Source organism: Pleomorphovibrio marinus, assembly GCF_003347495.1.
Classification (GTDB): domain Bacteria; phylum Bacteroidota; class Bacteroidia; order Cytophagales; family Cyclobacteriaceae; genus Pleomorphovibrio; species Pleomorphovibrio marinus.
On record NZ_QCXY01000008.1, the window covers coordinates 82618 to 109601 of the forward strand.

Consider the following 26984-nt stretch of genomic DNA (forward strand, 5'->3'; position numbering starts at 1 on the left):
GCCATGCAGAAGACGATTTTATATATAGTAATAGCGATTTTAGGCCTAAGTTCCTGTCAGGAAGAGGTGAGGCTTGATTTGAAAAATCAAGAGATCATTCCGGTGATTGAGGCGGTATGGACAGACCGGGCTTCTCTGAATAAGGTGGAAATCACTTATACCCGGAACTACTACGATACCCTGGACAACCCCATTGAAGAAAATGCCATGGTTTACATTACCGATTTGGAAAATGGGGAAAGGATAGATTTCCGGTTTGTAGATCGGCTGGGCTACTACCTGCCCATCAACAATGCCTCCGGCAATGTGGGTAACAGATATAGACTGGAAGTGATAATTGGGGACCAAAGGTACCATTCTGAGGGGGAGTTACTGGAACCTCCTGTCTTTGACAGCTTGACCTACGCCTTTGAGCCCGGCAGGGTATTCAGGGAAGAAGGATATTATGTGAGAATGTATGGGAAGATTCCTTTTCAGGACAATAATTTTTATAGGGTTAAGGTGGTGAAAAACGACACCCTTATGAACCGTCGTGGGGATTATTTACTGTTTGACGACACCTTTGGTGGTGGGATTTTGGAAAATGGCTTTGAACTTGGCGGATTTACCTTTCAAAAGAATGACAGGGTAAAGGTGGAAATTTACCGTATGGAAAAAGCACCTTATGATTATTTAAACCAGTTGGTGAATCTGCTTTTTAACGACGGGGGGCTTTTCAGTCCTCCTCCTGAAAACCCCAAATCAAATCTTGAGGCTGATAATGGAGTTGGTCAGGTGACAGGGTATTTCATTGTGTCTTCGATGATCTCGGAATCGGTGCAAATAATGGGAGAGGAAGAACCCTGAGTGTAACTTTTCCCTATAAAAACCTTTGGATAAGTCCTATTCTGCTTCGCTCTGATTGGACTCCTTCAAAGCCTTTAGCTCTTCCTTGCTATACGCCATCCTGGTTATCCAGACGAAGAGTACCGGAACAAGAAAAAGGGTAAGGAGTGTTGCTGTCAACATCCCTCCAAATACTGTCCAACCTATGGTCTGTCTTGCTACAGACCCGGCTCCTGTGGCAAAAGCGAGCGGCAGTACCCCCACCATAAAGGCCAGAGATGTCATTAAAATAGGTCTGAACCTCAATTTGGCAGCCATCCTGGCGGCCTTCTTGATGGGGATACCTCTATCCACCCTCTCCTTGGCGTATTCCACGATCAGGATGGAGTTTTTCGCAGCCAACCCTATCAAGGTAAGCAGCCCTATCTGTGCATATACGTTATTGGTAAGGGAAGGGAACAGCAATAGGGTGACGATGGCACCAAAACTGCCAGTAGGGACGGAAAGTAAAACCGAAAAGGGAACTGACCAACTTTCATATAAGGCAGTGAGGCAAAGGAAAACGAACACAATAGACAGTAGAAAAATTAGGATGGTACTTCCACCCGTCTTTATCTCTTCTCTGCTTATACCGGAGAATTCATAGCCATAACCTTCCGGTAAATATTCAGCGGCCAGTTGCCGAATCCGCTCTATGGACTGCCCGGAGCTGAATCCCGGGGCGGCATCCCCATTGATAGTACTTGACCTGAAGAGATTATAATGACTGATTAGTGGGGCATTTTCTATCAGTTCCGTATCCACAAGGTTGCTTATGGGGGTCATTCCCCCTTGGTCATTTCTCACATAAAATTGCTCTAGGGCCCTGATGTCCTCCCTGTACATGGTATCGGCTTGGGTTACTACCCGGTAATTCCTGCCATATCGGATAAAATCGTTTACATAAAAACTTCCAAGGAATATTTGTAAGGTGTTGAAAGCCTCTCCGATGTTCACACCTTGCCTAGCGGTCTTTTCCCGGTCCAGGTTTACCTTGTAGGAAGGAGTAGAAGCGGAGAAAAAGGTAAAGGCATTTTCTATTTCTTCAGACTGGTTCAATTGGCTTACGAATTCCTTGACTTCGGTTTCAAACTCCCCTATATCGCTCATACCTTGCATATCCTGGATAGCCACACTAAACCCGGAAGTACTCCCTAAACCAGGTATGGCTGCGGGTGCCACAATAACGATGGATGCTTCCGGTATCTCCTCTGAAAGTTCTCTCATTAGTCGGTCCCGCACCTCGAAAGCCTGCTGACCATCTCCTGTTCTCTCATCCCATGGTGCAAGTTGGCAAAACACAGTTCCTGAATTGGATTTACTGGAAAAATTCACGGCATTTAGTCCTGTTACGGCTGTAAAATGAGCGATTTCTTCCTGTTGGTCCAAAAACTGCATCAACTTGTTGATGGTTTCCAGGCTTCTGGCAGTGGAAGACCCTTCTGGTAATTCATAGGTCACAAACAATCTTCCCTCATCTTCATTGGGTATAAACCCTGTGGGCTTTTGGTTGAACAACAATACGGTCACCACCCCTAATACCACAAGGCCCACCAAGAAATATTTGGATTTGGAAAAGCTTCTTTTGACACCCTTTTCATACCTCTTGTTCACCTTTTCAAATTTGGTGTTAAACCAATAGAAAAACCGGTTGATGCCTTTTGATTTACTGTCAATATTGTTGGGTTTTAAGATCAAGCTGCAAAGGGCAGGGGTAAGGGATAAGGCCACAAAACCGGAGATGATACCTGATGCGGCTATTGCCATGGCAAACTGTTGGTACAACCTGCCCACAATACCAGGAATAAACCCTACCGGAATAAAAACTGCGGCAACAATCAAGGACATGGCAATGACCGGCCCTGATATGTCTTCCATAGCTTTGCTTACGGCTTCTTTGGCCTTTAGGCCTTCCTTCTCCATGTAGGAGATAGTGGCTTCTACCACCACTATGGCATCATCCACCACTATACCTATTGCCAGCACAAATCCAAAAAGCGTAAGGTTATTGATGGAAAAACCCAACGGCACAAAGAGCCCGAAGGTACCAATGATAGAAACGGGAATGATGAGAATGGGGATAAGTGCGCTACGCCAATTTTGCAGGAAAATAAACACTACTATGGATACGAGGAAAAGTGCAAGCACAAGGGTTTTCACCACTTCACCAATCGATACCCTAACTACGGAGGCAGACTCGAAAGGTACCACATAGTCCATATCGCCTGGAAAATCCAGTTTGAGCCTTTCCATAGCCTCAAAGATGCCTTCTTCCACATCTAGAATATTGCTCTCCGGGGTTTGGTACACAATCAGGTAAGAGGCGGGTTTCCCATCGGTAAAATTGTTGGTACTGTAGTCAAACCTGCCCAGTTGCACCCTGGCCACATCTTTCAGGTACACCAACCTTTGATCATCTTCCCCAACTTTTAGAATAATGTTTTCAAATTCCTCCTCCGTTTGAAGCCGCCCATTTGTAAATAGGGTATATTCAAAGGATTGGAATTCCTGCTGGGGTGGAGTGCCAATGGCTCCTGCGGCCACTTGTATGTTCTGATCTCTAAGGGCGTTTACCACATCGTTGGCAGTAAGACCTACCTGAAAAAGCCTGTCAGGTTTCAGCCATACCCGCATGCTGAACTCCTCGGCCCTGGTAAATATATCGCCTACCCCTGGGACCCTTAAAAGCTCATCTTTAATATATATATTGTTGTAATTATTTAAAAAATCGATGCCATGAGTGCCGTCTGGAGAAAAAATAGATACAATCATCAATAGGCTTGGGTTCCTCTTTCGAATGGTGATGCCCAGCCTTCGCACTTCCTCGGGGAGTAATGGCTCTGCTACGTTAACCCGGTTTTGGACTTCCACTGCGGCATTGTCAATGTCCGTTCCCACCTCAAAGGTGATGCTCATGGTCATTACGCCTTCGTTGCTACTGGTGGTCTCAATATAAGCCATCCCTGGGGTGCCATTTACTTGGGTTTCCAAGGGGGTTGCTACGGTCTGTTCTATGGTCTCGGCATCCGCACCGGTGTAGGTGGCAGTTACTTGGATGATTGGTGGGGTTATTCTGGGGTATTGGGATACGGGAAGGTTGAAAATGGAAAGTGTGCCCAGGAGTAGGATGATTAGGGAAAGTACGATGGCCGTGTTGGGCCTTCTGATAAAAACCGATGATATCATGCTTCCCCTTTGTTTTTAATGTTTATTGGATCCCCTTCGCTTACTTTTTGTAAACCATCAATGATAAGTTCCATACCCTCTTCTACGCCCTCATGAATGATAATTTTATCCCTTACCCTACGCCCTAGGGTGACGTTCGCCCGTTTAGCTTCTCCGTCCTCCACATAATAGACGTAGGTTTCCCCAAGCCGCTCAATCAAAGCTTTTTGGGGAATGGTTAACCTTGTTTCCTCATCTTTTGATTTCACGACCAAGGTGGCACTCAGGCCAGGCTTAAGCACCAATTCTGGGTTTGGAAACCGTAAGCGAATGAGAAGGGTACCGGTTCTTTGGTCAATGGCTCTGTCCATGTTTTCGATTACTCCGGGGTAGGGGTAGGAGCTGCCATCGGGCAGGTTGATGCTGAAAATGGAATCGGCTATGACTTTTTCCCTATTTTCCCGCTGATCCATAAAATAGCGCAGATTGCGTTCTTCAGCATAAAAATCAAGGCCTATAGGGTCGTTTTCGCTGATTACGTTGAGTAAAGTTTGTCCAGGGTTGACCAAGGCTCCCAGTCGTACTGAGGAAAAACCAATGGTGCCATCGAAGGGTGCAATAATATCGGCATACCTTAAATTGGTTTGTGCATCCTCTACTTCCGCTTGTGCGGCGAGCATTTCTTGTTGCGCATTTTCCATGCTGGTAAGGGCATCGTCATACACCTGTCCAGCGATGGCGTTCCCCTCTTTAAGTTTATTGTATCTGGCCAAGTCACGCTCCGCCTGTTTTAGGTTGGATTCTGCAATTCTTAGCCTGCTGGAAGATTGGTTCAATTGTGCTTGATACCGGCTTTTGTCAATTTCATATAGTAATTGGCCCTTTCTAACCCTTTGGCCATCCTCTACCGGTATTTTGGTGACATAGCCTGTCACATCCGCCCTGAGTTCCACCTCCCTAAGTGCTACAAGGCTTGCAGGATACCGGTCTTCAATGGACACCTTCTCTCTGGTTACCTTCTCAACGGTAACGGTGGTCTTTTTATCCCCACTCTCTTCTTCCCGGCCACAAGCAAGGATCAAAACAGTGAGCAATAGTACATATACCTTTTTCATGGTTTAATAATCAATGTTTAATTCTCCCCTTGCCCTCTCCAGTGCAAGTTTACCGGTCAATACCCCAAAAAGTGAACGGTAGTAATTGATCCTGCTGGTACGTAGGTCGGTTTCTGCAACAATGACCTCCAGAAAGTTTTTTATCCCTTCCTCATATTGAAGGGCAACCACCTCATAGATTTCCTCGGCAAGGGTTTTATTGCTTTCCTGTACGTTTAGTTGATAAAGCTGTTTTTTATAGTTGCTTAAGGCCTCTTCATACTCCCGGTTTACTTGGTTTACTACCTCATCTTGTTCTAGCTCAAGGTTGCGTAATCTCATCGCGGCTATTCGGGTATCAAAATTCCTCCGCCCTCCTTGGAAAATGGGATAGTTTAGCCTGAGTCCTACCAAAGAAAAAGTATAAGTCTGATCGAAAAGCAGGCTACTTACAGGTCCGAGGTACAATAAGTTGTAGTCAAAAAAGGCAGAAATCTGTGGGAGGAAGTTTCTTTTCTGGAACTTCAATTCGGATTCTTGAATGGCCTTTCTGGTATCCACTAAACTATACTCTATCCTTTGGGAAGGGCTCAAAACTTGCAAGGTGTCCGCTTTTATTTCTTCTTGCAGTTTGTCATAAGCTACATTGAGGGAAACCTGATCTGGGCCTTTCATTCCCATTAGCTCCTTCAGTCGAGCCGATCTCATACTTATGTCCTGCTCATATTGGTAAAGGGCACTGCGGGTATTTTGTAAGGTCATCAACGCTCTTTTATAATCGATTTGATCGGTAAGACCTGCCTCATACAAAAGTTTTGCATCCTGCAATTGCCTTTCTTGCCGTACAAGATCCTCCTTGGTAAGACTTACCTGCTCTTGGGCCAAAAGTACTTCGTAAAAAGCCGTGGTCACCTGCATGACCAGCTCTATTTTCACTTCCTCGAGGATTTGATTGGATTCTTTCCGGATATCGGGGGCTTGTGCCTTGGCCCTAAACAACTCATTGCTGAAGATAGCTTGATTGGCTGAAAATACAGCACTGGCATTATAGGGAACACCAGTCCTTACCTCTTGGAATTCCCCTGATGCAGGGTCATCAAAATCTGGGAATATCGCAACCGGCTGCTCAAAATACTGGATATAGTCTGACATTACCCCCACTTGGGGCAACCAGCCCGAATTCGCCGATCTCGTCTCTAGCCCTGCAATGTCCACCTGGTTACTGTATTGCTCCAGAAGTGGGTTGTGGGAGAATGCATATTCCAGCACCTCTTCCAATCCCATCTCAAGTTTTTCCTCTTGGGCAAAAAGCTCGATTGATAATGCTGTATGTAGTGTTGCAAAAATCAGGAATTTAAGCAAAAAGCACCCAGCAGATAAAGATGGTTGGTTTAGCATAGGTAACGGGGTGTTTCCTATTTCCCCAAGATTTAAGTGTTAGTTTAGGATCGTCGGAAAGAATGCTTGAATTTCTGAATTTAATAGGTAAAATCAAAAAGCATAGCCGCCCTTGCTCCGCTTATTTATTTTAAAGGTAAAATGCATCGGCTTATTGTTGCCGATTATTTTAAATTGTGCCAATGATTTCGTTGCTTTTCTCCCACAAGGTTTCCCTATATTTTCTGGAGTTTGCGATTTGGGAAGGTTTGCTTTCCTTGGATTTCTTAAAATACCCACCCGATTTTTTTTCTACCCCCTCGGCAAGCGATAAAAAGACACTTGTCTCTGCCCCTTTTTCGGCACTGATCATAAAGGGCTGAGCCAGTTTGATCAACCATTTGAAGATGCCGGAAAAGTCATTTCCGAAGTTGGTTTTTACCACACCCGGGTGTAAGGCATATGAGGTAATGTGTTTATCGGCGTACCTTTCTGCAAGGGACTTGGTAAACAAAATATTGAACAATTTCGCATTCGCATATACGGGGAAGGAGCTGTAACTTTTGGTGACTTGTAAATCCTCAAAGTCTGGTTTGGCCGCCTTGTGGGCCTCTGAGCTGACGTTGATGACTCTGGCACCTTGAGCCTTTTCCAGTAAAGGAAGGATTTTATTGGTGAGTAAAAAGTGCCCAAGGTGATTTACCGAAAAAGTCATTTCCAGTCCATCCTTGGTCTTCAGCTTTTCCGGGAAAATCCCGCCAGCATTGTTGATAAGGACATGGATAGGGAGTTTTTTTTCCAGAAGATATTCAGCAGCTTGGTGTACTGAACTCAGGTTTGCCAGGTCCAAATGGATAAATTCGAATTTTTCTTTAGCTCCTTTCAGAGACAGGGATTCAATGAGTTCCTGGCATTTTCCTTCATTTCTGGCAAGCAGAAAAATTTTCTCAAACTTTGTATGCAGTGCTTTGACGGTTTCAGTACCTATTCCCGAGGTGGGTCCAGTTATGGCGAGGTTCATTTGCAAAATGGTTTAGTTCAATATCATTAACCTTTATTTAATAAGCAATGTTCATCCGGCTCTCATAAACTTTGAGGACTCTTCTTGGTCCCCAACAGAAGCAATATGCGTCAACGGTATTGGGTTCCTTGCTTGCACAAGCATTCCATGCATAACTATATTTTTCCTATTTTTGCTTATTATTGTAGTTGGTTTTTTGTGCAACTGCAATAGAATTTTCCCATTGATCGATGTTCGGTTATGGGTTTCAGTTGGTTATCATCCATATCGTAAAACCATTAAGCAAAAGGATCCATTGTGGGCAAAAAGGAAAAATTCATAGATATCAAAAAGGTGATTCAGGAAAAGAACCCCAACATGTCCCGTTGGATGCCGGGGTTTCTCCTTTCTTACATCAGGCGGATAGTCCATGAAGAGGATGTCAATGCGATTATGCGTAAACATGCCCATCTTAAGGGGCTTGATTTTGTGGATGCCTTGATTGAAGAATTTGGGGTGGAAACCGAATTGAAGGGAGCCAAAAACATACCCTTGGACAGACCGGTCATTTTTGCTTCCAACCACCCTTTGGGAGGACTGGACGGAGTGGTGCTTATGCATTTGGTGGGTAAACACCGAGAGGACATCAAATTTCTGGTAAATGACCTTTTGCTAAATATCCCCAACTTTGAGGGTCTTTTTGTGCCTGTCAACAAACACGGGACGCATGGTAAAAAGGGGGTGGAGGTGATTGAGGCAACTTATGCTTCTTCTGACTCGGTGTTGGTCTTTCCGGCAGGCTTGGTCAGTCGGAAGCAGGAGTTTGGGATTATGGATTTGGATTGGAAGAAAAGTTTTATCAATAAGGCCAAAAAATATAAAAAAGATGTTGTGCCGGTCTATATAGAGGGTAGGAACTCGTCGTTTTTTTATAATTTGGCCAAATTGCGAAAAAGAATAGGCATAAAGGCTAATATTGAGATGTTTTACCTGGCTGACGAAATGTTCGGTCAGAGAAATAAAAAAGTGACCGTCCACATAGGAAAACCCATTTCTTACCAGTATTTTGATGCTTCTAAGAGTGATAAGTTTTGGGCTGACGAGGTAAAAATGAAGGTTTATGCCATTACCAAAGAAGAATAGGGACTCATGCAAGAGATCATAGCACCAATAGACAGAAAAATTTTAAAGGAGGAGTTGGGCAAAGAGCGATTTTTGCGCTATGTTAATAACGGGGACAATGAAATCTACCTTGTTAACCACCACAATGCCCCAAACGTGCTGAAGGAAATCGGAAGATTGAGGGAGGTGTCTTTCAGGGCTGCTGGTGGGGGAACTGGTTTGCCCTTGGACATAGACGAAAATGACACCTGCGAAAAATGCTATGAACAGTTGGTTGCGTGGAACCCTGAGGATGAGGAGATCATTGCTGGATACAGGTTGATTAAGTGTGCCAACGCAGGGAATAACGAACACGGCCAGGTAAATCTATCCACTGCGCACCTCTTTCATTTTTCCCAGCCCTTTATTGATCATTATCTCCCTTACACCATAGAACTGGGAAGATCATTTGTACAGCCAAGGTACCAGCCGAGTATCGATAATAGAAGAGGGATATTTTCTCTGGACAACCTTTGGGATGGATTAGGTGCTGTAGTGGTAATCAATCCCGACGTGAAATACCTTTTTGGCAAAGTGACCATGTATCCCCATTACAATCAGGAGGCTAGGGATCTTTTGTTGTATTTTATGCATCACTATTTTCCAGATAAGGATAAACTGATTACCCCCATTGATCCATTGGAATACAAAGGGGATTTGAAGGGTATAAGCGGGATTTTTGATGGGGTTTCATACAAGGAGGGATATAAGATCCTCAACACGAGAATAAGGACATTGGGAGAAAATATTCCCCCTCTCATCAATACCTATATGAACCTATCTTCTACAATGAAGACCTTTGGTACTGCCATGAATTATGAGTTTGGCGCCGTGGAGGAGACAGGCATCCTTATTACCATAGCCGATATCTATGAAACCAAAAAGCATCGGCATATTGAAACTTTTGAAAGGGACAGGCATTTCGGGAATCCTGGTAAAAAGTAGCAAAATGTCCTGGCATCCAAGAATTTTAAAAAAGATGATTAAATGGAAGTAAGCCCTTTTGGCAATACAGGCCTATCCTTACCCAAGGTGGTCTTTGGAAGCAGTGACTTAGGGAACTTATACAGGGAAACTCCTTTAGAAGACAAATTAGCAACTATTCAGTCCTGTGTAGAATTGACACGACCTTACACCGTTATTGATTCCGCAGGGAAATACGGGGCTGGACTCGCCTTGGAAGTTATTGGGGATTGCCTTCATAATACCGGCGTGAAGCCCGAGGAAGTGGTTATCAGTAACAAATTGGGGTGGTTAAGAAGTCCCTTGGTAGGCGAGGAACCCACTTTTGAACCTGGCATATGGAAAGGTATTAAACATGATGCCAAGCAAGTAATCAGTTATGAGGGCATTCTAGAATGTTTTGAAGAAGGAAACAAGTTATTGAAACATTATGTACCTCAATTAGTGTCCGTTCATGACCCGGACGAATACTTGGATGCCGCAAAAACCAGTAGGGAAAAGGATAGTAGGTTTGAGGATATTATCGGAGCTTATAAGGCATTGGCTGCTTTAAAAGAGCAGGGTAAGGTAGCAGGTGTAGGGGTTGGCGCAAAAAACTGGAAAGTTATACCTGAAATATATAAGCATGTGAAATTAGACTGGGTAATGATCGCCAACAGTTTGACGGTTTACTCTCATCCAAAGGAGTTACTCGAATTTGTGGATCTATTGGCCCAGGAGGGTGTGGGCGTGATAGATGCGGCAGTCTTTCATGGGGGGTTTTTAGTAGGGGGAGATTTGTTTAATTATAAACCAATGAGGTCTTTTGTTGCTGAGGATAAAGAAAAGTTGGTTTGGAGAAAGGCTTTTTTCGAAGTTTGCCAAAAACACCAGGTGAAACCCTCCCACGCTTGTGTGCAATTTGCCCTCTTGGTGCCCGGAGTGAATGCTGTGGCCTTGAGTACCGTGGACGCTTCTAGGGCAAAGGAAAACTTTCGGGCTGCACAGGAATCTCTTCCTGGGGAATTTTGGGAGGAGTTGAAGAGTAAAGAACTTATAGCGGATTTATCTTTCATTTGAGTAATTCAATTACGTAAACCCATGGCGCAAACTAAAGTAAATAAAAAGCCTGCCCTAATCGCCAAAAAAGATTTTTGGCCTTTCCTTTTGCTCACCTCCCTGTTTATGCTTTGGGGCGTTGCCCATAATATGACTGATACACTTTTGGCGGCATTCAAAAGGATCATGAGCATGACCGATTTCCAAACTTCCTGGATTCAATTGGCTTTTTACGGGTCTTATTTTTGCCTTGCCTTGCCTGCGGCCTTGTTTATCAGGAAATACTCCTACAAGTCTGGGATACTTTTGGGACTGGGTTTGTTTGCCATAGGTTCGCTCCTTTTTTACCCTGCCAGTACCACTATGTCCTATGGGTTTTTCCTGTTTGCCTTATATGTTTTGGCTGGAGGCTTATCCATTTTAGAAACCTCAGCCAACCCATATATTTTGGTGATAGGCCCACCTGAAACGGCTACCCAAAGACTCAATTTAGCCCAATCTTTTAACCCCATAGGGTCCATTATTGGCGTATTCTTAAGTAAGGTATTTATCCTTTCCAAACTCAACATGGCGGAAGCTGAGGATAGGACTAGCATGGATCCGGAAGCCTTAAAGGCCATTCAGGCGGAGGAACTGTCTAATGTCATGAACACCTATGTAGGGGTTGCGTTATTTTTGGTTTTGGTTTGGTTTGTGATTAAGGCAGTCCGAATGCCAGTAGCCTCTGAGACGGTGGAATCCGATGGGGTCAGGGCGGGGTTTAGGCGCTTGTTTAAGAATAGAAATTATGCCCTAGGAGTAATGGCGCAGTTCTTCTATGTAGGAGCACAAATTGGGGTTTGGTCTTTTACCATTCGTTATGTAATGGTAGAGCTCAATATGAATGAAAGTGATGCCTCGGATTATTATTTATTATCCTTGATCCTATTTGCCTCCAGTAGGTTTGGGTTTACGGCCTTGATGAAATATGTTAAACCTTCCCTACTTTTGGCTATTTCCTCATTGGTGGCTACCTTGTGCTGTTTGGTGGTGATTTACAGCAGTGGAATGACAGGAGTTATTGCACTTGTGTTGATCTCTGTTTGTATGTCTCTTATGTTTCCCACCATTTATGGGCTGGCCGCAGAAGGACTTGGAAAGGACACCAAATTGGGCGGTTCAGGGCTGATTATGGCCATACTAGGTGGTGCATTGATTACTGCTGCCCAAGGGCAGGTATCCGATATAAGTGGCAATATAGGCATGTCATATATTGTGCCGTTGGTTTGTTTCCTTGTGGTGATGTATTTCGGTTTAAATCACTCCTATTCGAAACCAAAGGTGGATCATCCGGAAGAGAAAATGGTTTAGGTTATCCATTACGGAAAGATGAAAAAATTTAAGGTATGAAGCATTTAGCCGAGAGAAATTGAAAAAGCAATATTATTTTATTCTTCTATTCCTCATAGGGCTTGTCTTTCCCCAATCGGGCAATGGGCAGGATACGGAGTCCGTCCAATTCCGTTCGTTTGGAATGGAAACAGGTCTTTCTAACGAAAGTGTTACCTCCATATTAAAGGATGAGGATGGTTTTATGTGGTTAGGCACCGCCTATGGGTTAAACAGATATGACGGGACTACTATCCGGCAATTTGTGAATCAGGAACTGGATACCACCTCCCTTTCCAAAAATTACATTGAGGATATTTTCGAGGGGCCAGAGGGTAATATTTGGATTAGAAATTCCGGTTTGGTACAAAATGTATACCTAAAAGGGGAAGAAATTTTTTGCAGAAATATGGCTCTTATTGCCCGCCGTTATCAACTTAAGAGTGCAAAAGTCAGAGCAATAAGTAAGGATTCTGGTGGTAGATTTTGGTTTATTCATCCTCATGAAGGAATCAGTGTTTACGATCCAGTTGTAAAAAAAACGGAACATCTTTATCAAGGAAGCAGAGGGAGAGGGGGATTGAGCAACAACATGGCCTCGGCTGTAGGTGAGTCGGATTCAGGGGATATGTGGGTGGTTTATGAGAATGGTCTTATTGATGTATTGGACCCAAAGGAATTCAGGGTAAAACGCCAATTCACCATTGCTCCATTTTTGGAGTCCGGGATAAGTTATCAGTTTTCCTTATTCATGGATGGGGATGGGGATGGATGGATTTATAGCCCTTTCCGCACTAAGGGTGTTTTTTTTGTAGATAAGGTTTCTGGAGCGGTGACACATTATAATTCCCGCGGAGTTGCACCCAAATTAAATAATGGATTGGTAAAGAGCATTATAGAGTACAAGAAGGGGCAGATATGGCTGGGGACCGACCATGGAGGCATTAACATCGTTGACAAAAATAGTGGGAATGTGTCATTCCTAATGCATGATCCATCAGAGCTCAATTCTCTGTCTCATAATGCAATCTATACTCTTTATCAGGATGAGAAAGGCACTGTCTGGGTAGGGACCTTTAAAAAAGGGGTGAACCTGTATCATAGAGATATGGGAAGATTTGCCCATCATAAAAAGGCAGTAGGGCCAAGCCTTCCCCATAATGATATTAATACATTTGTAGAGGATCAGCACGGGAATGTTTTTATAGGGACGAATGGTGCGGGGTTATATTGCTGGGACAGAAAGAATAACGAGTACTTGAGAGTAATCGATGAGGAAGGAAAACCTTCTTCAGAGGTGATTGTGGATATGGCCATGGATCAGGATGGGGTACTTTGGATGGGAACCTACCAACAAGGGCTTTATAGTTATGATGGCAAGACCTTTAAAAACTTCCTCCCAAATCTAAAACATCCTAATGGTTTGAGGGATGTGGACATTTGGAGTGTGTTCGTGGACAGCAAAAACCGAATATGGCTTGGCACCCTTCATGAAGGCCTACATCTCTTTCACAGAGAAGATAGTACTTTTACCCATTTTCCTGTTGATGATGAAAAATTTCCTACCAATAACAATTATGTGGTTGCTTTGGAGGAGGACAAGCATGGCAATATTTGGGTAGGTGGAGGGGATGGTTTTGATGTCATTAACCTGGAAACTGGTTACCATAAATACTATGCAGGTGGTGCCATGGGACTTATCGGGAGCCAGATCACTGATATTCATAGGGATTCCTCAGGCATTATGTGGGTTAGTACTACAAAGGGATTGAATATTTTTGATGAGGGAGAGGATAGATTTGTGTCTTTTTCGAAAGCGGACGGATTGCCTTCCCAATATATTGTTTCCATCCTTGAGGATGATTCAGGACACCTTTGGGTAAGTTCTCAACATGGACTAGGTTACATTGAAGTAGACCGAAATGATTTTCCCTTTCCGTTGGCCTTCAGACAGTTTAATTTGGGGGATGGGCTACAGGGCCTGGCCTTCAGTCAAAACTCAGCCCTAAAAACCAAGGATGGGCATTTTTTGTTTGGAGGAGGCAATGGCTTCAATGTTTTCAAAATGGATGATTTCAGGTTTAGGGACGAATCTCCAAAGGTGGTTTTCACAGAGTTCCAGTTGTTCAACAAAACAGTTGCCGTGAACGAGAATGTGAACGGGCGGGTATTACTTGAATCTCCAGTACAAAGTACCAAGGGGGTGGAATTAAAACACTATGAAAATATTTTTTCCATATCCTTTTCGTCCTTAAATTTCCTTCATCCGGAAAAAACCCAGTTTCAATATAAGCTGGTAGGTTTTAATGAGGAGTGGACCACCCTGGAAAAGCCTCCATTTTCGGTAACCTATACCAATTTGGATCCTGGAACCTACCAGCTACTTGTAAGGGCCACGAATGATGACGGGCAGTGGTCTAAAGAGGAACATGCCTTCTTTATCCGCATACTGACACCTTATTGGAAGAGCCCTTTTGCCTACCTGTTTTACTTCCTAGCTACGGTTGCTGTGGCACTTTTGATCGTCAAATGGTTTTTGGACAAAGAGAAGGAAAAACTCAGGCGTGAGGAGGAGAAGAAGGAAAACCGAAGAATTCAGGAATTGGACAAGTTAAAGACCCGGTTTTTCACTAATATAAGCCATGAGTTTAGGACTCCGCTCAGCCTAATTTTATCTCCGGCAGAGCAATTGATGAAGAACCAGTTTTCGGATGGGGAAAAGGAGAAAATATCCATCATTCACCGGAATGCCAAACGACTGCTCCATCTAGTGGATCAACTTCTGGACATTAAAAATATTGAAAAGGAGGGGGTGGAATTTGATCCTTCAAGTACAGACCTAGTTGCATTTTTGAGAGAGAGGGTGGATGCTTTTAAGTCCCTGTCATCTGACAAGCATATAAGACTGAACTTTGAATGTGGCGAAAAACTGCTAGTGACTTCCTTTGATGGGGATAAGTTGGAAAAGATAATTTTCAACCTCTTATCCAATGCCTTTAAATTCACCCCTGAAGGAGGAGAGGTTTCTGTAAAAGGAAAGTTTATTCCTTCAGGTGAAGATTACTCCAACAGAGGGGTTTTTGAGGTAGAGGTAAAGGACAATGGGATTGGCATTGATGGATCCGACTTGCCCAAGATTTTTGAAAGGTATTATGTAGGGAAAGAGAGTAAGCGGGTAACGAACTCGGGAACGGGCATAGGCCTTTCCCTATCTTTGGATTTTGCCAGGTTGCATGGGGGAGATATTAAGGTTTTCAGCAAAAAAGGAGATGGTGCCACTTTTGTCCTTACTCTTCCAGTGGACGTAATAGAAAGGGTGCAATTACCAATAGGGGAGGATGTAGCTGAAGTAGATATAGAAAATCTTCAGCCAGGACTGCCCACCTTATTGGTGGTAGATGATAACGATGATTTCTTATTGTATTTGGGCCGATCCCTTTCCTCCCATTTTCAGGTAATTACAGCAAAGGATGGTGCTGAAGCCCTAGAAAAAGCCCAAAAGTTCATACCCGACCTCATTATTTCAGACCTGATGATGCCGGTAATGGACGGAGTGCAATTATGTCAACACATAAAAAAAGATATCAAAACTTCCCATATCGCAGTAATACTTCTTACAGCAAGGAGTTCGGAGGAGATGCAAATGGAAGGACTTGGTTCCGGTTGTAACCTGTACATCACCAAACCTTTTAGTTTTGATGTTTTGCTTTTAAGTATCCAAAACTTGCTGGAGGAAAGGGTTAAATTGCAGCAACTTTACCAGAAGAAAATTTCTGCGAGCACGAGCAATGAAGAAATCGTCTCCCTTGACGATATTCTAATTCGCGATACCATCAAGCTGGTGGAGGAAAACCTGGATAATCCGGAGTTTACCGTTGAACAGCTTAGCAGAGAGTTGGGTATCAGCAGGGTTCACCTGTATAAGAAGATACATTCACTTTTGGGCAAGAGCCCTGTAACTTTTATCCGGTCAATCCGGTTAGAGCATGCCAAGAAGCTACTACAGAAGAGCCAACTGACAGTGGCTGAAATTGCATTCAAGGTGGGGTATAACAACGCCAAGTATTTTTCCAAGCACTTTAAGGCTGCTTATGGCAAACTGCCCTCCCAGATTTCCAAGGCGGAAGTGGATGCTTGAGGTAAAAAAGTAGTTTATTTACCAAATTCCCCAATGTACTTACAATTGGCCTTGATTTAAATATTCTGAATAGGCATTGAATTTATAAGTTGTTCCATATTTTCCCTTATAAATAGGGGAAGTATTTGGGTTAAATTTTGGGTTTTTTGGAGGTTATCATTTGATACCCTAAATAGAAACAAATGGATGCCCTTGAGTAATGCCCTATTTTTTACCTTTGAATCATTAGACGATCGCATTGACAATGCATAAATCGTTTGATGAGGTTACATATTGGGTTTTGCTAACATTCAGCTGCCGGGGCGGTCACACGCTCCGGTTAGTTGAATTGTCTCAAAGAACATTGAAAAGACCTTTTCGTTTATTTAGCCTATTAATCAAATTGGATGGCTTGTTCATCAATTTTTTCCGAACAGGCCAAAGGCCACCAACATTTAACGTGAATATATCAAACCTATTAATACCTATTGCACCCAATTCCGCGGGAAGAAGCTTGCGGGGTTGGGTGTTATTAAGAATGATCAAGGTATTTAAGCTCAATAGAAATATACCTACCAAAAACCAATATTCCTGAACCTCCAAAATAAATTTTTTTTTCGACAAATTAGGCATTTGGAAATTTAAGGAGATAACCTTTTGTTTCTTCTTAAAGCTTTATCATCCTATTCTTCAAGATAGGATTTTTCATTTGGTAACATGGGCAAGTTTTAGCCACTTTCGATCTCCTCCATCACGAAATCATTAGGTGTTAGATGCAATCACAAAGTTGTTTTTAGCTTACCTTAAAAAAGGGGAAATAGTTGATGCTGCCTTGCAAAAGGCTAAGTAGGATATGTTAAGTATGGAAGAAGGGAAATTCTTTCTTCCTTATATTTTTGGGGGTAATATTTTAATGTGCAATGCAAATGTTGTTTAAGAAATACAAGATCCATTTATTGCCATCTTACTGATATTCAATTTGCTGGCCTTGAGTGGTATGGCCTTTTTTGTTTAATGGTGATGGAGAAAGTTTATTCTGGAATTTGACCATTTTATTCTATATTAAGGAAGGCATTTTGGATTAAAATTCTTTTTCGGCATAATTTTGGATGTTAAATGCTTGAAAAAGAGCTAATTTTAGGCTGCATAATCTTTATGTGATCTACCTAGTTTTTTATTCCCTATTGGTTTTCCAATCTTACTGGAAGATTAATTTATTTATACCATATACCCTAAACCAATTTTACCATGTTATCATTTGTCATTACAGTACTTATTATTGCATTTATTGCAGCTATTCTCGGTTTCACTGGAATTGCCAGTGGATTGGCATCTATTGCCAAAATCGTATTTTACATTTTCCTAGTCCTGCTGGTAATAGGCTTAATTATTGGAGCAGTGAATGGGTTTTAAGCATTTAAATAGAACTATTTCTAAGGCCACATTGGATTGAATCCTCTGTGGTTTTTTTGCTTTTTCCCCTTGGATATTATTTTTCAAGCCATGAGGAATTGCTGAAATTTTACTTCGAATAGAAACGATGTAGAGTTTTGTACAATGTGTTTAATGGCGTGATTGCCATTTTTTCCTTGGGGCCTTTTTGTTCTATGCCTCAAATTTTTTTTCTCTTATACACCACAAAATCGTGGGCGTGCTCATTCTTCTCATCTTTGAGGACTTGTTCTCTACTTACTTCTTCCCACTTATTAAAATCCACTTCCGGAAAAAAGGTGTCCCCATCCGGAGAAGCCTTTACCTCGGTGATTACCATTTCATCCGAGTGAGGCAGGCTGATTTTGTAGATTTCTGCGCCTCCCAAAACAAAAATCTTATCCAAACCAAGGGACTTTCCAATATTAAAGGCTTCCTCTAAGGTATTTACTACATAGTGACTTTTGGGCATTTGGTAGGAACTGTCTCTAGTAACCACGATGTGGGTCCTTCCTGGGAGGGGTTTGCCGAGAGATTCATACGTTTTTCTTCCCATGATAACATGGTGGCCAGAGGTCGTTTTCTTGAAATGCCTTAGGTCGGATGGCAAATGCCAGGGCAAGCCGTTTTCCTTGCCAATGACTCCGTTTTCTCCTTTAGCTACTACAATGGATATCTTCACAAGCTGATATTGGTTTAAAAGCTAAAATATAGAACGTTTATTCTGCTTCTTCCTTTGCTCGTGCCTCTGCCATCATATTGGGGTATTCCTGCATAGAAAATTGCGTAGGTGCATTTTCGTCAATAGATTTCATGGTGATTTGTGTAGTGGTATTGTCCTCTTCGCTGGTGAATTCCATTTCCATAAGGCTTCCTTCGGGCAGGGATTCGAAGTAGGTTTTATTCTCTGCTTTCATCTTTTGGGTGATAAATGGGCTGTTCTTACCCCAAAAGGACTGTAACCCTTCGATAGGATCCTTACTTATCCAATAAGAAGCTTCAAAACCCTCACTTTTGGCGACATATTCCTCGCAGCTATATCCCAAAATGGTTTTTGTATTGCCAGTTTTATCAAAGGAGAAGTCACTGAGGTCGACAGCTTCCTCTTCTTCATCCACTTCTGCGTCTTCAAACTGATCCATCATATTTTGCCAGTCCAGCCCAAATGCCATACTGGATTTTTCTCCATCAGCTTCCAACAGCATGATGGTGGCATTGTTTTTAAAATCAAATATCATCACGGAGCGTTCCTTTTCCTTTTGACTTTCTTTGTCAAAGAATTCCATACCAGAAAACTGAGGGTCATCGCTAAGATAGGAGCGGATTCGCATAGGTTGGTCTTCTTTCCCTTTTTCATCGGTTCCTGTTATTTCCATCTCAGCCTGACCGGTAAAGGAGTACGATTCTTCCGTTTCCACGTCTAGATTTACCGAAGAAAGGATTTTGCTGAAATCAAAACTACCTCCACCTTTCATATTCCCTTCGGAATCACCATATAGATTGCCAAAAGCTTTTTCCAGTTGATGTTGCGTGGCGCGTTCCACCTCTTTTTCCACCCTTCTTTCTACGGCTCTGGAAACCCCTTCCTCTGCTGCATTTCTTAATCTTCTTAAGAGCTGGGCTTCTGAAAGAAGGGGTAAAGAAAACATAAAAATTAATGCAAAAACTGTAATCTTAGTGTACATAGCACATTGTTTTATTTGTATTACTAAGGTAAATAATTTATTAAAAACAACCAAAAAATCGTTTTAAATCAATTAAAATGTATTTTGTCATATTTCAAGGATGTATTCCAATATTCCGGCATTTTTCCCCTTCGGTCGGGAAACCAGCATCGGAAACCTGTCGTTCAACTGAATGAGTCGCTCAGCTAAGCTGCCTATAAAAAGGGCGGTTGCGGCTGTTCTCCCCTTTACTCCTATCACTATGCCATCCACCTCTTGTGCCCCTGCACTCTTAAGGATATCTTCTACCGGGTCATCATCATCGTCCTTGGTGTATATTGGCGTTATTTTTATGCCCTTAAAGTCTATTTTACGGATGAATTTCTTGAAATTGTTTTCGGCATGTGTTTGCATGATTTGAGTAAATTCATCATAGCTCTTGCCTGTAAAGTGATAACCGGATGGGATGGTGAACACGTTTTGGCAAATAATTTCACCTTTTTTACCGGTGGCATTGAGCAGGGTAATCGCAGCGGTCATTGCTTCCTTGGAGTAATCCGAAAAATCACTAGGTACCAAAAGTTTTTTCAACCTAGGTTTGCATCCTTCGGGCACAATCATCAGGGAGCAACTGGCGCGTCTGGCAAGGCGTTGGGAGGCGACACCGGTGCCAGTCATGGTTACTTTCCTACCGATGATGATCATGTCGGCCGATTTTTCGTGTGCCAGCTTCAACACCTTCTTTGCAAGTTGCCCCTCTTTTACTAAGAAGGAGAGGGAAACCCCCGCTTGGGGGGCGAAGTTTTGCCTTACCACTTTCTCCATCTGCTCCTTTCTTTCTGCAATCATGCTTTCCAACAAACTGGGGAACTCCTCCAAAATTTCTTTGGGCACGTTCAGGTTTCGGATCACATTTATAAAATAAATTTTCTTGGTTTGGTGGGTCTCGGCTATGAAAGAAGCAAATTTCACCAGGGATTCGTTCATGGGGGACTGGTCCAGACAAACGATGAGCTTTTTGATGTCTTGCATGGCGCAGGTAATGGTTGCAGTTTAGCTTTAAAGTTAATTGGTATTTCTGTAGGGGACAATCCCTAAAAGTACCTTTTTCAGGGAAATTTGCAATTAGACGATTATTTGCCCTGGGAAGAATTTTCTTCCTAGACGTCTTTTGCACCCTTCAAATCGCAACAATTATGCTACCCTTTGAGCCATTGTAAAGAAAAAGTTTTTTCCCCTGTCCAGCTTAATCCCCTTTCAAGTTTATTTTTACGGGTTGAATATGGTATATTTGTACAGAGTTCGGATCGGCGACATGTTCAAACTTCACAAGTTGATTAAAATGCCGAGTGAAGCCTCTTTTCAAAACCAGGCCTCACCCCTTCTAGGGGCCTCGCTTCATCAGAAGCAGGTTAACAGTGGAAGGTTGCGATTTTGGGGCAGCTCAAATCCTGTCATATCGGAGGTTTGTAACACTCCCAGATCCGGACTCTTTTTTTTATTTTCACCATATTAACCCCATCTGATTGCCCTGACTCAGGTCAGGGTTTTTTTGAGGCAAATTGTAGAGGGTCATTCAAGTTAATTTCTTTTCCGTTATGCCCGTATGCTTTTAGGGATAAGGTCTCCTCTGGAATTTCCACCTTTCTTGTGGATTGAGAAAGAAACCCACTCCCCAAGGGTACCTCTATTACTTCATGTTGGTTATTAGGGAGCCCCAAAACCAACTTGTGTACAGTATCAGGATAAATTTTTTTAAGGGAGAAATAAAATCCTCACAAAAAAGAAATTGTATATTTACCTACACTAGTTCTTTTACATGAAAGCTTACCTGCCCATTCAATTTGAGAAGGGGCTCATCATAATGATGGCCTTGCTTTTCACCTGGTATGTGGGTTACCCACAAGAGCGCAATGGTCTTATCCACATCCAAACTAAGGATGGGAACGAGTATGTTGGAGAAGTGATAGAGGAGGATGAAGTAAAAATAAAGGTGCTCACCCAGCAGCTTGGGGAGATTACCATTTTTAAAAGTGAAATCCGCAGCAGACGTGAGCTCTCGGAGCAGCAACTCATTAACGGTCAATTTTGGTCGGAAAACCTTCAGGCAACGCGTTATTTCTGGCTCCCCAACGGTTATGGATTAAAGAGGGGAGAGGCCTATTACCAAAACGCCTGGATATTTTTTAACCAGGCATCTGTGGGTCTTACAGACAATTTTTCCATAGGGGCCGGCACAGTACCTCTTTTTCTATTTGGCGGAGCAGCTACCCCTTTCTGGATAACGCCCAAATTTTCCGTTCCCGTGGTCGAAAACAAGGTAAATATTGGAGTAGGGGCCTTGGTGGGCACTGTCATTGGTGAAAATGAGGGGGGATTCGGCTTGTTGTACGGGGTTTCCACCTTCGGGTCAAAAGACAAGAACTTTTCTATTGGGATGGGCTGGGGTTTTGCGGGTGGGGAAATCGCAAGTTCTCCCACCATTTCCTTTGGCGGAATGGTGAGAACAGGGCCTAAGGGTTATTTTATGACAGAAAACTACCTGATCAGTGCAGGCGGATCCACCCTGGGACTGCTTTCTGCGGGAGGAAGAAGGATTCTAGGGAGAGTGAGTTTGGACTATGGGCTAATCCTACCCCTTGGAGCTGATATTGGGGTATTCATCGCCCTGCCATGGCTGGGTATCAATGTGCCTATAGGGAATTAAGCCCATTCGTTGCGTCATGAAATCGAACATAACGAAGACGACACACGGAGTGATCCCGTAGCTATCTGGGAGAATATGCGAGATACCTCCCGATAGCCATCGGGATGATTGCTGAAAAACAATTATTAACAGATAAAATTGCTATAGTTCTTTTATGGCATTGTTTCGGCAATTTTGGTCTCCAAAAAATCAATTTTCCCCTATCTTTGCCCCCATGAGTGAGCAACGTTTCAAAAGATATACCATTACCTCGGCCCTGCCTTATGCCAATGGGCCATTGCATATTGGCCACCTGGCGGGTTGTTATATTCCATCCGACATATATGTGAGGTATCTACGTTCCCAAGGCAGGGACGTGGCTTACGTATGTGGCTCTGACGAGCATGGGGTGGCTATTACGATAAAAGCTAAAAATGAGGGGATAAGTCCACAGGAAGTGGTGGACAGGTACCATGAGATGATGAAGTCGAGCTTTCAGGAATTTGGAATTAGTTTTGACCATTACTCCAGAACCTCGGCCAAGATCCACCATGAAACTGCCGCACAGCTTTTCCTGGAATTGTATGAGAAAGGGGAGTTTGTGGAGCAGGTGACAGAGCAGTATTATGACCAAGAGGCGCAGCAGTTTCTGGCAGACCGTTATATTGAAGGCACCTGCCCCAAATGTGGCTACGAACATGCCTATGGGGATCAATGTGAGAAATGCGGAAGTTCCTTAAGCCCAACGGACCTGATTAACCCAACCTCCAAGCTCAGCGGAAGTGTGCCCGTTCTCAAGGAAACCAAACATTGGTTTTTGGATTTGGGCAGGTACACCTCGTTTTTGAAAAAATGGATATTGGAAGACCATAAGGAGGACTGGAAAAACAACGTTCTGGGTCAGTGCCGCAGTTGGTTGGAAGCAGGGGAGGGGCTACAGCCCAGGTCCATGACTAGGGATATGGATTGGGGCATCCCGGTCCCCCTTAAGGAAGCCGAGGGAAAGGTGCTTTATGTATGGTTTGATGCCCCCATTGGATATATTTCTTCCACAAAGGAGTGGGCATTGGCCAAAGGGGTTGACTGGGAGCCCTATTGGAAGGACAAAGACACTAAGCTGGTGCATTTTATAGGCAAGGATAATATTGTATTCCATTGTATCACCTTTCCTGCCATTCTCAAGACTCATGGGGAATTTATCCTTCCCGAAAACGTACCTGCCAATGAATTCTTGAACCTGGAAGGGGATAAGATTTCTACTTCCAGAAACTGGGCGGTGTGGCTGCACGAATATTTGGAGGAGTTTCCGGGTAAACAGGATGTGCTACGCTATGTACTTACTGCAAATGCACCCGAGACCAAGGACAATGATTTTACCTGGAAGGATTTTCAGGCCAGGAACAACTCCGAGTTGGTGGCCATTTATGGAAACTTTGTCAATAGAGCCGTGGTGCTTACCCACAAGTATTTTGGAGGTACAGTTCCTGAGAAAAAAGAATTATCCCCATTTGACCAAGAGACACTAGATGCTGCCGCGGCCTTTCCAGGAAAAGTTGCAGAATCCCTGGAGCGCTTCAGGTTTAGGGAGGCCTTGGCACTGATGATGGACTTTGCTAGGCTGGGCAATAAATACCTTGCGGACACCGAACCTTGGAAAACCATCAAGACCGACAAGGAGAGAACGGCTACTATTCTCAATGTTGCACTGAATATAGCAGCGGATCTATGTGTGTTATCAGCTCCATTTCTGCCCCATACGGCCTTAAAATTATCCCGAATGTTGGATTTACCAGAGAGGGGTTGGGGGGATATTGCCAAAGGTGACCTGCTCTTGAGTGGCCATCAAATTAATGAGACTAGCCTGCTTTTCGAAAAAATTGAGGACGACCAGGTAGAGGCTCAGGTGAATAAACTGTTGGACACCAAAAAAAGTAATGAAAAGAAAGTGACTAAAGCTGCGCCAATGAAGGAAATCATTAGTTTCGATGATTTCGCCAGGTTGGACATGAGGATAGTTACCATCTTGGAAGCCGAGAAGGTAAAAAAATCAAAGAAACTCCTTAAACTTCAGGTGGATACAGGGTTGGGAAAAAGGACTGTTCTCAGTGGAATCGCCGAGTTTTTTGAACCGGAGGATTTGGTAGGCAGGCAAGTGACCATGCTTCTCAATTTGGCACCGAGAAAAATGATGGGCGTACTTTCTGAGGGGATGGTTTTGATGGCTGAGGCCGAGGATGGAAGCTATAAGCTACTACAACCACATGAAGGCACTACCCCAGGAGCGCAAATTAGTTAGGATTTCTTTGTTGATGTTTTAGGCTTCAAGAAACCAAACTTTGAGGGAATTCGTTTGTTTGAGTAGGTGAGAAGCGATTGCTTCTAATAATAACGGCCAAAACCTACTTTAGCCATGAATTGGATTACCCTAGTAACCCTTCTATGGGTCTCTACTATGATGAACGAAGCTATAACTCTGGAAGACCTTAAATGGAAGAAAAGGGTTTTACTGGTTTTTCCTTCTTCCGAGGAAATGGGGTTTGATTGGGAGATGAGTGACAGTCTTGCCTTGGAAATTGAGGATAGAGACCTAATTTATTTTGTATTTGCCGACACTTTGCATTCGAATTCCTCCTTTACCTTCGATGAAAACTATCGCGAAGAACTACTCAAGCGTTATGCTTTGGGATCAAAAGAAAGTTGTTATGTGCTGATAGGCAAAGATGGGGGGTCAAAAGTCAGGAAGGAAGGAATCAGTGTGAATTGGAAGGATTTATTCGCCACCATTGATGCAATGCCAATGCGTCAAAGGGAAATGGGCAATAACAGCAAGTTTTTCGATTAAAATCCTTTGATCTATTCCTCACTTTCTTTCACCCTTGTCCCAGGAGGATAGGCATAGATGCTCTTGGTTTTGTTGTATTTAGCATTTCCTACTTCCACCACAAATAGTTGGCTGTTGAGGTTGGAAAAATCATACAGTTTTTGCGTGCCGTCTTCTGGGCTTATTTTATCCTCCATTATCAGGTTTCCCAAAATGTCAAACACCTTTACCTTCGTGAGTTGATTGGATTTTTGATCCAGGACGATTTTGAATTTGCGATTCCCTATAGGTTGCAGGTCAAATTTTATTTCCGGTGTGTAAAGATCTGCAGGGAAAGATATTTCGGTCTCCAATCTCCTGGGTATATTTTGGGCAAACAAGCCCTGTTCTGTGAAAATTTCCCCTCCCCACAGCACAAGTATCAAAAACGTAAAATATATACCCGGTAAACTTTTTTTCATTTGCAGCGGCAAATTGCAAAAATCAATCCATTAATTATAAAAAAATAATATGTAAATAACATTATTTAACAATTTTAACAGGAGTATAATCGTTATAGAAAATTGTTTTTTTTCGCCCAGCGTCTAAGTGCCCTTATAAATTACTGATTTACAGCTTATTTAGTTGAAGTTTGGTTTTTCAAAAATACTGACACCCTCGGAGTGCAAAAGAAATACCCTCTTATTGCCCACTGCAATATTTTTATAAGTGGTTTTGGGTAGTTTCACCTCCAGGTTACTGTTATTTACAAAGTCTGCCATCCCCAGCTGGCCTTCATGATCAATGAAAAAAATCCAGTTGCCCTCCACACTTATAGAAGAGTTTGAGATGTGGGGAACATGCTTGATAAGGTTACCCTGATTGTCCAATATAAAAACTCCTTGGTCCTTTACCTGCAAAAATAAGGTGTTCTTTCTTTCAAGCAGGTTTAAAGCGATCAGGTCTCTTCCAGGTAAGATTAACGACAGGGGTTGTTCTTGGAGTTTTTGTTTGCGTCTGTAGTCATATTTGACCAATCGTAAACCTGCTTCATCCACTAACCACAGCACGTTTCCATTTCCTAGATTCGCTTGGCTCACCATTCCAAAACCTTCTTGGGAAAATCGGATGTGGGACACGGGGTTGAGAAAACGATCCAAAATTTCTGCCTGTTGCATATCGGAGGTGAAAATAAAAATATTCACTGTCCAAGCAGCTTCCAGCCTTTCGGGTCTAGCCCTGAATACAGGGCTATAAAAATTGATGGAGTCTCCGTCTGCACCATATTGATAGATATTACCTTGTGTATCGGATACGAACAATTGGTCCTTTCTGTCCACCGAAAGTGCAACGGCATTCTTAATTGGGATTTCCCCGACTTTTTCCCAATTTATTTGTTGAGAAAGGGTAGTCCCAAAATTAAAAAACAATACCAACATAGTGGGAAAAGAAAGTTTTAGGTTTTTTTTCATTCCTCAAACTTCTTCAGGTGAAAGAATTCCCCATCAAACTCGCCGTACATGCATTGACTTACCCATTCACCTAAGTTGTAATAGGTAGATTTACCATTGACTTGAAGTTGCAAGGGCAAATGGCGATGGCCAAAGATATAATAATCAAAATGCATCTTGTTTTCGATATCCTTGCAATACTGAAACAACCATTCCTTGTCCTCCCCCTTGAACTCATCTTCCTTCTTTTCTTCATTGGAGATCCGGCTGCTCTTTGACCATGTTTGTGCCATCCGTATGCCCAGATCGGGATGTACCCACTTAAACAACCACTGGCAAACCTGATTGGTAAATATTTTCTTCAAAACCTTGTATTTTTGGTCACCGGGCCCCAGACCGTCTCCATGCCCAACCAAAAACTTTTTGTGATTTATTTCCATTTCCAGCGGGTTGGAATAGACGGGTATATCCAGTTCTTTGGTAAAATAGTCCTTCATCCATAGGTCATGGTTGCCGGTAAAGAAGAAAATGGGGATATTTTTCTCCCTCATTTCAGTTATTTTTGCCAGAAAGCGCAAAAAGCCCTTCGGCACTACTTTTTCATATTCAAACCAGAAATCAAAAATGTCTCCTACCAAGAACACGGCCGCAGCCTCTGGAGAAATCTCGTCGAGCCAGCGGACAATTTTTTTTTCCCTAATCTGGCTTTCTTGGCTATTCGGAGCACCGAGATGGAAATCGGAGGCAAAAAAAACCTTTTGGTTTGACTTTAGTGAAATGTTCATGCCTTATCCTACTTATGGCA

The 26984-nt window shown here is 42.9% G+C and carries 20 protein-coding genes; 10 read left to right on the forward strand and 10 right to left on the reverse strand.

Annotated elements, in window-relative coordinates; genetic code table 11:
- The first annotated feature begins 3 nt into the window (after positions 1-3).
- Positions 4-846: a DUF4249 family protein gene (locus tag DB520_RS18335; RefSeq protein WP_114751234.1), complete on the forward strand. Its 843-nt coding sequence runs from the start codon at positions 4-6 to the stop codon at positions 844-846.
- A 36-nt stretch (positions 847-882) separates the two neighbouring features.
- Here DB520_RS18335 and DB520_RS18340 read toward each other — a convergent pair whose 3' ends face one another.
- The 4 genes from DB520_RS18340 to DB520_RS18355 form a co-directional block, all read right to left on the reverse strand.
- Entirely contained in the window at positions 883-4050 is a 3168-nt protein-coding gene (locus tag DB520_RS18340) for an efflux RND transporter permease subunit (protein ID WP_114751235.1), read from the reverse strand.
- Positions 4047-5144 carry an efflux RND transporter periplasmic adaptor subunit gene (locus DB520_RS18345; protein ID WP_114751236.1) on the reverse strand — a complete coding sequence of 366 codons (1098 nt, stop codon included), beginning with the start codon at positions 5142-5144 and terminating at the stop codon, positions 4047-4049. Before DB520_RS18345 ends, DB520_RS18340 begins: the two co-directional genes overlap by 4 nt.
- Before the next feature lie 3 nt (positions 5145-5147).
- Entirely contained in the window at positions 5148-6521 is a 1374-nt protein-coding gene (locus DB520_RS18350; RefSeq protein ID WP_114751237.1) for a TolC family protein, read from the reverse strand.
- Positions 6522-6690: 169 nt separating this feature from the next.
- Positions 6691-7521: an SDR family oxidoreductase gene (locus tag DB520_RS18355; RefSeq protein WP_114751238.1), complete on the reverse strand. Its 831-nt coding sequence runs from the start codon at positions 7519-7521 to the stop codon at positions 6691-6693.
- Positions 7522-7818: 297 nt separating this feature from the next.
- Between DB520_RS18355 and DB520_RS18360 the strand changes: the two genes are divergently transcribed.
- The 6 genes from DB520_RS18360 to DB520_RS18395 all read left to right on the forward strand — a co-directional run bounded on the left by DB520_RS18360 (position 7819) and on the right by DB520_RS18395 (position 17560).
- Positions 7819-8643, forward strand: coding sequence for a 1-acyl-sn-glycerol-3-phosphate acyltransferase (locus DB520_RS18360; RefSeq protein ID WP_232835054.1), 825 nt, complete (start codon positions 7819-7821; stop codon positions 8641-8643).
- 6 nt (positions 8644-8649) lie between these two features.
- On the forward strand, positions 8650-9606 hold the full coding sequence (locus DB520_RS18365) for a GNAT family N-acetyltransferase (RefSeq protein ID WP_114751239.1): 957 nt from the start codon (positions 8650-8652) through the stop codon (positions 9604-9606).
- A 42-nt stretch (positions 9607-9648) separates the two neighbouring features.
- On the forward strand, positions 9649-10683 hold the full coding sequence (locus DB520_RS18370) for an aldo/keto reductase (protein ID WP_114751240.1): 1035 nt from the start codon (positions 9649-9651) through the stop codon (positions 10681-10683).
- Positions 10684-10704: 21 nt separating this feature from the next.
- Positions 10705-12012: an L-fucose:H+ symporter permease gene (fucP, locus tag DB520_RS18375; protein WP_114751241.1), complete on the forward strand. Its 1308-nt coding sequence runs from the start codon at positions 10705-10707 to the stop codon at positions 12010-12012.
- A gap of 58 nt (positions 12013-12070) precedes the next feature.
- The gene (locus tag DB520_RS18380) at positions 12071-16168 is read left to right on the forward strand and encodes a hybrid sensor histidine kinase/response regulator transcription factor (RefSeq protein WP_114751242.1); all 4098 of its coding nucleotides are present in this window, start codon (positions 12071-12073) and stop codon (positions 16166-16168) included.
- A gap of 1227 nt (positions 16169-17395) precedes the next feature.
- Positions 17396-17560, forward strand: a complete 165-nt coding sequence (locus DB520_RS18395) for a DUF1328 domain-containing protein (protein ID WP_114751245.1) — start codon at positions 17396-17398, stop codon at positions 17558-17560.
- Positions 17561-17759: 199 nt separating this feature from the next.
- Here DB520_RS18395 and DB520_RS18400 read toward each other — a convergent pair whose 3' ends face one another.
- From DB520_RS18400 to DB520_RS18410, 3 genes are all read right to left on the reverse strand, one after another.
- Complete coding sequence (locus DB520_RS18400) at positions 17760-18260, reverse strand: dihydrofolate reductase (RefSeq protein WP_114751246.1); 501 nt, start codon at positions 18258-18260, stop codon at positions 17760-17762.
- 37 nt (positions 18261-18297) lie between these two features.
- Positions 18298-19263, reverse strand: a complete 966-nt coding sequence (locus DB520_RS18405) for a DUF4412 domain-containing protein (RefSeq protein WP_114751247.1) — start codon at positions 19261-19263, stop codon at positions 18298-18300.
- A gap of 87 nt (positions 19264-19350) precedes the next feature.
- Positions 19351-20274 carry a universal stress protein gene (locus DB520_RS18410; RefSeq protein ID WP_114751248.1) on the reverse strand — a complete coding sequence of 308 codons (924 nt, stop codon included), beginning with the start codon at positions 20272-20274 and terminating at the stop codon, positions 19351-19353.
- 787 nt (positions 20275-21061) lie between these two features.
- On the opposite strand from DB520_RS18410, the gene DB520_RS18420 reads away from it, so the two are divergent.
- The 3 genes from DB520_RS18420 (at position 21062) to DB520_RS18430 (ending at position 24770) form a co-directional block, all read left to right on the forward strand.
- On the forward strand, positions 21062-21949 hold the full coding sequence (locus DB520_RS18420; RefSeq protein WP_114751250.1) for a hypothetical protein: 888 nt from the start codon (positions 21062-21064) through the stop codon (positions 21947-21949).
- 214 nt (positions 21950-22163) lie between these two features.
- Entirely contained in the window at positions 22164-24224 is a 2061-nt protein-coding gene (gene metG, locus DB520_RS18425; protein ID WP_232835055.1) for a methionine--tRNA ligase, read from the forward strand.
- Between the two features lie 114 nt (positions 24225-24338).
- A complete protein-coding gene (locus tag DB520_RS18430; protein WP_114751252.1) occupies positions 24339-24770 on the forward strand; it encodes a DUF4174 domain-containing protein in 432 nt (143 codons plus the stop codon).
- A gap of 11 nt (positions 24771-24781) precedes the next feature.
- Here the strand turns inward: DB520_RS18430 and DB520_RS18435 are convergent, their stop codons facing one another.
- From DB520_RS18435 to DB520_RS18445, 3 genes are all read right to left on the reverse strand, one after another.
- Positions 24782-25210: a T9SS type A sorting domain-containing protein gene (locus tag DB520_RS18435; RefSeq protein ID WP_232835056.1), complete on the reverse strand. Its 429-nt coding sequence runs from the start codon at positions 25208-25210 to the stop codon at positions 24782-24784.
- Between the two features lie 159 nt (positions 25211-25369).
- On the reverse strand, positions 25370-26200 hold the full coding sequence (locus DB520_RS18440; protein WP_114751253.1) for a hypothetical protein: 831 nt from the start codon (positions 26198-26200) through the stop codon (positions 25370-25372).
- Positions 26197-26964 (reverse strand): UDP-2,3-diacylglucosamine diphosphatase, encoded by a 768-nt coding sequence (locus DB520_RS18445; protein ID WP_114751254.1) that lies wholly within the window; start codon positions 26962-26964, stop codon positions 26197-26199. The genes DB520_RS18440 and DB520_RS18445 overlap by 4 nt, the downstream gene beginning before the upstream one ends.
- Positions 26965-26984: the final 20 nt, after the last annotated feature.